Origin of the sequence: Caulobacter sp. (assembly GCF_049283275.1) — a bacterium.
GTDB lineage: Bacteria > Pseudomonadota > Alphaproteobacteria > Caulobacterales > Caulobacteraceae > Caulobacter.
Genome location: NZ_JBAPVS010000002.1, coordinates 1 through 6,696, shown reverse-complemented (window position 1 = coordinate 6,696; position 6,696 = coordinate 1). Strand labels below are relative to the sequence as shown.

7 protein-coding genes are annotated in these 6,696 nt (G+C 67.7%); 5 read left to right on the top strand and 2 right to left on the bottom strand.

Annotated elements, in window-relative coordinates:
- Nucleotides 1–100: 100 nt before the first annotated feature.
- Nucleotides 101–1,153, bottom strand: a complete 1,053-nt coding sequence (locus WAL33_RS00075) for an enoyl-CoA hydratase/isomerase family protein (protein WP_422177276.1) — start codon at nt 1,151–1,153, stop codon at nt 101–103.
- A 145-nt stretch (nt 1,154–1,298) separates the two neighbouring features.
- Nucleotides 1,299–2,438, bottom strand: coding sequence for an isobutyryl-CoA dehydrogenase (locus WAL33_RS00070; protein ID WP_422177274.1), 1,140 nt, complete (start codon nt 2,436–2,438; stop codon nt 1,299–1,301).
- Nucleotides 2,439–2,644: 206 nt separating this feature from the next.
- On the opposite strand from WAL33_RS00070, the gene WAL33_RS00065 reads away from it, so the two are divergent.
- From WAL33_RS00065 to WAL33_RS00045, 5 genes are all read left to right on the top strand, one after another.
- Nucleotides 2,645–3,085, top strand: a complete 441-nt coding sequence (locus WAL33_RS00065) for a DUF2147 domain-containing protein (protein ID WP_422177272.1) — start codon at nt 2,645–2,647, stop codon at nt 3,083–3,085.
- A gap of 81 nt (nt 3,086–3,166) precedes the next feature.
- A complete protein-coding gene (gene hemB, locus WAL33_RS00060; protein ID WP_422177270.1) occupies nt 3,167–4,168 on the top strand; it encodes a porphobilinogen synthase in 1,002 nt (333 codons plus the stop codon).
- A complete protein-coding gene (locus WAL33_RS00055; RefSeq protein WP_422177268.1) occupies nt 4,168–5,046 on the top strand; it encodes a helix-turn-helix transcriptional regulator in 879 nt (292 codons plus the stop codon). The genes hemB and WAL33_RS00055 overlap by 1 nt, the downstream gene beginning before the upstream one ends.
- 34 nt (nt 5,047–5,080) lie before the next feature.
- A complete protein-coding gene (locus tag WAL33_RS00050; protein ID WP_422177266.1) occupies nt 5,081–6,169 on the top strand; it encodes a serine hydrolase domain-containing protein in 1,089 nt (362 codons plus the stop codon).
- A gap of 34 nt (nt 6,170–6,203) precedes the next feature.
- Nucleotides 6,204–6,596: an NUDIX hydrolase gene (locus WAL33_RS00045; protein WP_422177264.1), complete on the top strand. Its 393-nt coding sequence runs from the start codon at nt 6,204–6,206 to the stop codon at nt 6,594–6,596.
- Nucleotides 6,597–6,696 lie beyond the last annotated feature (100 nt).

Here is a 6,696-nt window from a genome sequence, read left to right as displayed (position 1 = left end):
GCCAGGGCGAGCGCGGCGACGAGGCTGAGTAGCGGCTTACGCATGGGTATTCCTTCCGACGACGTCTTCTTGTTGCCCGCAGGCTAGCGCAGCAATCACGCTACGTCAGCGGCGACCACTCCTGATCGGCCGGCAGAGGCGCGAAAATCTCATCCAACATGACGTCGGTGACGTCTTCAAGCGTGGCCGGATCCCAGCGGGGCGCATTGTCCTTGTCGATGATCACGGCGCGGACGCCCTCGATGAAATCGTGCCGCCGAACCACCCGCGAGCCGATCCGGTATTCCATGGCCATGTTGTCGGCGAAGTCGGTCATCGCCGCTCCCGCCTCCAGCTGACGGAAAGCGACCTTCAGGGTCTGTGGCGACTTGGTCTTCATCACGGCCAGTTGGGCCTTGCCCCAGTCGCTGCTGTCGGCCTCCAGGAACTCGAAGATCTGCTCGACGCTGTCGCCGACGAACAGGCGGTTGAGGTCCTGCTCGAAGCTGACCAGCGGCGCCTTGCCGGCGTCGGCCCGATATTTCTTCAGGATGTCGTCGATGCGGCGCGGGTCGGCGATGATCGCCTTCTTCAGGCCCTCGACGGCGCCGAACTCGACGAAGTGGGTGGCGATGCCCAGGCGCAGGCAGTCCGCGCCCTTGATCCGCGCCCCGGTCAGGGCCAGCCACAGCCCCGCCTTGCCCGGCAGGCGCGGCAGGTACCAGCCGCCGCCGACATCGGGGAACAGGCCGATGCCGGTCTCGGGCATGGCGAAGGTCGTGCGCTCGGTAGCGATCCGGAAGTGGGCCGGCATCGAGATCCCGACGCCGCCGCCCATCACCACCCCGTCCATCATCGCCACCACCGGGGTCTCGTAGGTGAACAGCAGGTGGTTCAGCTGGTACTCGGTGTGGAAGAAGGCCCGGGCTTCCTTGGCGTCGCCCGCCCCGCTGTGGGCCAGCATGCGGATGTCGCCGCCGGCGCAGAAGCCGCGCTCGCCGGCATGGTCTATGATGACCATGTAGATCTCGGGATCCTCCTGCCAGTCCAGCAGGGCGGCGATCATGATCTCGCACATGGTCTGCGTCAGGGCGTGCAGCGCCTGAGGCCGGTTCAGCGTCAGTCGGCCGACGTTTTTCTGAACGCGGACAAGGACTTCGGGTTGGTCGTTCATAGAGCGGTATCCGTGGACCGCCCTCGTCCTTTGACAGGCTCAGGATGAGGGCTACTTACAGCGAGCGCGAAAGCCATACTGGCTCGGCGGCGGCATTCAAAACCCTCATCCTGAGCTTGTCGAAGGACGAGGGTTTTGCGCCCGCTCACTGGCGGAACATCTCGCGCGCTATGATCACCCGCATGATCTCGTTGGTGCCTTCCAGGATCTGGTGCACGCGCAGGTCGCGGACGATCCGCTCCAGCGGATAGTCCTGCAGGTAGCCGTAGCCGCCGTGCAGCTGCAGGGCGTCGTTGGCGACCTGGAAGCCGGCGTCGGTGGCGAAGCGCTTGGCCATGGCGCACAGCTTGGTGGCGGCCGGGTCCTTGCGGTCGAGCGCGGCGGCGGCGTTGCGCACCATCAGGCGGGCGGCCTCCAGTTCGGTGGCCATGTCGGCCAGCTTGAACTGCAGGGCCTGGAAATCCTTCAGCGGCTTGCCGAACTGCTTGCGGGTCTCGAGATAGGTCTTGGCGGTGTCCAGCGCGAACTGGGCCCCGCCCAGCGAGCACGAGGCGATGTTCAGCCGCCCGCCGTCCAGCCCCATCATGGCGAAGCGGAAGCCCTCGCCCTCCCCGCCGATGCGGTTGGCGACCGGCACGCGGCAATCGTCGAAGTTCACCGCCGCCGTCGGTTGGCTGTTCCAGCCCATCTTGCGCTCGTTGGCCCCGAAGCTGAGCCCCGGCGTCTCCTTCTCGATCACGAAGGCCGAGACTCCCTTGGCGCCGTCGTCGCCGGTGCGGGCCATGACCACATAGATGTCCGACACCCCGCCGCCCGAGATGAAGGCCTTGCCGCCGTTCAACACATAATGGTCGCCGTCCAGCCGCGCCGTCGTGCGCATCGACGCCGCGTCCGAACCCGAGCCCGGCTCGGTCAGGCAATAGCTGGCGATCAGCTCCATGGTCGTCAGGCGCGGCAGGTAGCGCCGGCGCAGGTCGTCCGAGCCGAACCGGTCGATCATCCACGAGGCCATGTTGTGGATGGTCAGATAGGCCGCCGTCGACACGTCGCCATAGCTGAGGGCTTCGAAGATGATCGAGGCGTCCAGGCGCGACAGGCCGCTGCCGCCGACGTCGTCCTGGACATAGATGCCGGCGAACCCCAGGCCCGCAGCCTCGCGCAGCACGTCGACCGGAAAATGCTTCTTCTCGTCCCATTCAGCGGAATTGGGGGCAAGGCGTTCCGCCGCGAAGCCCGAGGCCATGTCCTGAATGGCGCGCTGATCGTCGTTGAGCGCGAAATCCATGCGCGATATCCTCCCAAGCGGGGCAGAGTGAACCCCTCGCCTTCTTGGCCGCTGACCTGCCGCGTGCGGGCGACTGTGTCAATCATATCCCACTTGGCGATTTTGAATGCCGCAGTGCAAAAAAATCGGAACCAAACGCCGCACCGCCCTTGATTGCCCGCGCGCCCTGTTTAAATCGCGGTGATCGGAGGCGTCGTCTTTCTGTCATGCGTAAGTTCATTGCTGTTTTCGCCGCCCTCGCGGCGCTCTTCACCGTGTCGTCGGTCCAAGCGGCCGACCTTGGCGTCTGGACCGGTCCCAAGGACAACGTCCGCGTGGCGATCAGGGACTGCGGGACCAGCACCTGCGGCACGGTGGTCTATGCCAGCCCGAAGGCCGAGGCCGACGCGCGCAAGAGCGGCCTGACCACCCTGGTCGGCCAACAGCTGCTGCGCGACTTCGAGCCGACCAAGAACGGCGCCATGCGCGGCAAGGTCTTCGTGCCCACCCTGAAGGTCACCCTGGTCGGCACCGCCGAGTTCATCGACGCCCGCACCATGAAGGCCAAGGGCTGTGTCCTGGGCGGCCTGATCTGCAAGGCGCAGGTCTGGAAGCGCATCGACGGCGCCCAACAAGCCCGTGTCGAGAACATCAGCTACGCGCCCTGAACGACCGGCGCGACCTCGACCAGCGCCCTTAAGCAACCAATCGCCTTGCCTCGCGCCGCCTGCCGCGCGAAACCGTGGGGCATGACCACGCCTCCGCTTGCCCCCTACCCCGCCACCCGCCTGCGCCGCCTGCGCCAGGCCGACTGGATTCGCCGATCGGTCCGCGAGACCACGCTGGCGCCGTCCGACCTGATCTGGTCGATGGTGGTTCACGAGGGCGAGGGAACCATCCCCGTCGCCTCGATGCCCGGCGTCGAGCGCCTGTCGGTCAAGGAAGCCGCCAAGGCCGCCGTGCGGGCCCGCGATCTGGGCATTCCGGCCATCGCCATCTTCCCGCACATCGACGGCGCCCGGAAGGACGCCACGGGCTCGATCGCCTCGGACCCCGACGGCGTGATCCCCCGGGCCGTCAAGGCCATGAAGGACGCCGCCCCCGAGGTCGGGATCATGTGCGACGTGGCCCTGGACCCGTTCACCGACCACGGCCACGACGGCGTGGTCGAGGGCGGCAAGATCCTCAACGACCCGACCATCGAGCGGCTGATCGAGCAAGGCCTGATGCAAGCCGAAGCCGGCGCCGACATCCTGGCCCCGTCCGACATGATGGACGGCCGGATCGGCAAGCTGCGGGCGGCTCTGGAAGGCGCCAACTTCCAGGACACGATGATCATGTCCTACGCGGCCAAGTACGCCTCGGCCTTCTACGGCCCGTACCGCGACGCGATCGGCTCGGCGAAACTGGCGGCGGGCCAAGGGGATAAGAAGACCTACCAGATGGACCCGGCCAACACCGAGGAAGCCATCCGCGAGGTGATGCTGGACATCGCCGAGGGCGCCGACATGGTCATGGTCAAGCCAGGCATGCCCTATCTCGACATCGTCCGCCGCCTGGTCGACGAGTTCGCCATGCCCACCTACGCCTTCCAGGTGTCGGGCGAGTACGCGATGATCAAGGCCGCCGGCATGAACGGCTGGATCGACGAGGAGCGCGCCATCCTGGAAAGCCTGACCGCCTTCAAGCGGGCCGGCGCGGCCGGGATCATCAGCTATTTCGCGCCCTGGGCGGCGGAAAAGCTGGGCTAGTGACCGCGTCGAGGACCGCCTTCGCCAGTGGGCGGTTCTACGGCGCGCCCACCGTCGAGCGGCAACTGGACGGCGTCCGCGTCGCCCACCTGCTGGCCACCAACACCGCCGACAAGGTCGACGAGCACAGCCACGACGACGCGCACTTCGTGCTGGCCACCCACGGCCGCTACCTGACCACCGCCTGGGGTCCCGAGACCGAGGGCCCCGTGCTGGTCTACAATCCGCCCGGCGTCATCCATCGCGACCGCTTCGTGGACGCCGGCGGCTACTTCCTGGCCGTCAGCTTCGCGGCGCCGGTCTGGCGGACGCTGTCGGAAGCCTCGACCCGCACCGCCGTCGACGCCCTGCGCCTGACCGGCCCGGCCGCCCGTCGCGCGGCCCTTCGCCTCACCCGAACCGTGTTGAGCCGCGACGCCGACCCGGTCACCCTGGAAAGCCTGGGCCTGGAGTTGGCCAGCCAGGCCATGGCCCCGATCGTCGACGGTGATCATCCGCCGCCATGGCTGGCCGTGGCCGAGACCTTCCTGGCCGACAGTTTCGACCAGCCGATCGCCGTGTCCGACCTGGCTCAGGCGGCCGGCGTGCATCCGGTGCATCTGGCGCGCGGCTACCGTCGCTGGCTGGGCGCGGCTCCCGGCGAACGGCTGCGCGCACGGCGGCTGGAACGCGCCGCCGACCTGTTGATGCGCGGCCGCGATCCGATCGGCGAGATCGCCCTGGCCGCAGGCTTCTGCGACCAGAGCCACCTGAACCGTCAGTTCCTGAAGGCCTACGGCGTTACGCCCGGCGAATTCACCCGCCTGTGCGGTCGTCGCCTGCCGGAAATCGAACCGCGTGTTTCAGACATCCAAGACGGCGGCGCGATCCCGGCCTAGACGGACAACAGTCCCGCTTGGAGATCTGTTCGCGATGCGTCTGTCCTTCGCCGCCCTGGCCCTGTCCGCGCCCCTGCTGTTCGCAGCCCTGCCATCCTACGCCGCGCCCTCCGACATGGCTGTCGCCGCGCCGGCCGCCGAGGGGATGTCCGACGCCAAGCTCCAGGCCATGTCCGCCGCCATCAAGGCCGGCCAGTTCCAGCAGATCACCAGCGTGCTGATCGCCCGCCACGGCAAGCAGGTGTTCGAGGCCTATTATGACGGCGACGTTCAGACCCGCCGCAACACCCGCTCCACCACCAAGACGGTCACCGCCATGCTGGCCGGCGCGGCCATCGCCCAGGGCGCCCTGCCCGGCGTCGACGCGCCGATCTCGCGCTATGTGAAGGACCGCACGCCGGTCGCCAATCCCGATCCGCGCAAGGAAAAGGTCACGGTCGAGGATCTGCTGACCATGAGCTCGATCGCCGAATGCGACGACGACAATCAATATTCGCGCGGCAACGAGGAGCGGATGTACCTGATCGAGGATTGGGTCGGCTTCTATCGCGACTTGCCGGTGCGGGGCTTCACCGCCTGGGCGCCGCGCCCGGAGGCCTCGCCCTACGGCCGGGCCTTCAGCTACTGCACCGCCGGCGTCACCACCCTGGGCGCGGTGATCCAGGGCGCGGTCGGTCAGCCCCTGCCCGCCTTCGCCGACAAGGTGCTGTTCGGGCCGCTGGGCATCGACAAACCTGAATGGCAGTTCTCGCCCCTGGGCCTGGCCCAAGGCGGCGGCGGCCTGGGCCTGACCAGTCGCGACCTGCTGAAGCTGGGCCAACTCTACGCCAATGGCGGCCAGTGGAACGGCAAGCAGGTGCTTCCCGCCAGCTTCGTGAAGGCCGCAACCAGCCCGCATGCCAACGCCCGGCAGGACACCGACTACGGCTATCTGATCTGGCTGCAGACCTTTGCCGGTCACAAGGCTTGGGCGATGAGCGGCACGGGCGGCAATAAGGTGATCATCGTGCCCGACCTGGACCTGGTGGCGGTGATCACCACCACCAACTTCAACGTCCGCCAGCCGCATGCGATTTCGGAAAAGCTGCTGACCGAACACATCCTGACGGCCGTGGAGAAGTAACGACGCGACTCGCCGCCGCCGCTAGCCTGGGCTCATGACCCCACGCACCATCGACATCGTCACCGCCGTGATCCGCGACGAGGCTGGCCGGATGTTGGTGGTGCGCAAGCGCGGCACGGCGATCTTCATGAAGCCGGGCGGCAAGCGCGAGCCCGGCGAGGACGACCTGACCGCCCTGGCGCGCGAACTGGAAGAGGAGATCGGCTGCCGGCTGATCGACGCCACCTTGCTGGGCGCCTTCGAGGCGCCGGCCGCCAACGAGCCCGGCTTCACCGTGCGCTCGGCGACCTATCTGGCGCGGGTCGAAGGCGAGGCCGCCGCTCTGGCCGAGATCGAGGAACTGGCCTGGATCGACCCCGCCGCGCCGGGCGACATCCCGCTGGCCCCGCTGATGCGAGTGGTGCTGGCGCGGCTGGCGGCCGCTTAGGGCTGTTTGCTGTTCAGCGCGGTGCGTGGTCCTCGTCCTTCGACAAGCTCAGGATGAGGACCATAGTGCAGGCCGTGCATTGGAAAACCTCATCCTGAGC

What these genes read in the sequence shown, in the direction of transcription:
- WAL33_RS00075 (WP_422177276.1), bottom strand. Translation starts at nt 1,153, where the DNA reads ATGAACGACCAACCCGAAGTCCTTGTCCGCGTTCAGAAAAACGTCGGC.
- WAL33_RS00070 (WP_422177274.1), bottom strand. Translation starts at nt 2,438, where the DNA reads ATGGATTTCGCGCTCAACGACGATCAGCGCGCCATTCAGGACATGGCC.
- WAL33_RS00065 (WP_422177272.1), top strand. Translation starts at nt 2,645, where the DNA reads ATGCGTAAGTTCATTGCTGTTTTCGCCGCCCTCGCGGCGCTCTTCACC.
- hemB (WP_422177270.1), top strand. Translation starts at nt 3,167, where the DNA reads ATGACCACGCCTCCGCTTGCCCCCTACCCCGCCACCCGCCTGCGCCGC.
- WAL33_RS00050 (WP_422177266.1), top strand. Translation starts at nt 5,081, where the DNA reads ATGCGTCTGTCCTTCGCCGCCCTGGCCCTGTCCGCGCCCCTGCTGTTC.
- WAL33_RS00045 (WP_422177264.1), top strand. Translation starts at nt 6,204, where the DNA reads ATGACCCCACGCACCATCGACATCGTCACCGCCGTGATCCGCGACGAG.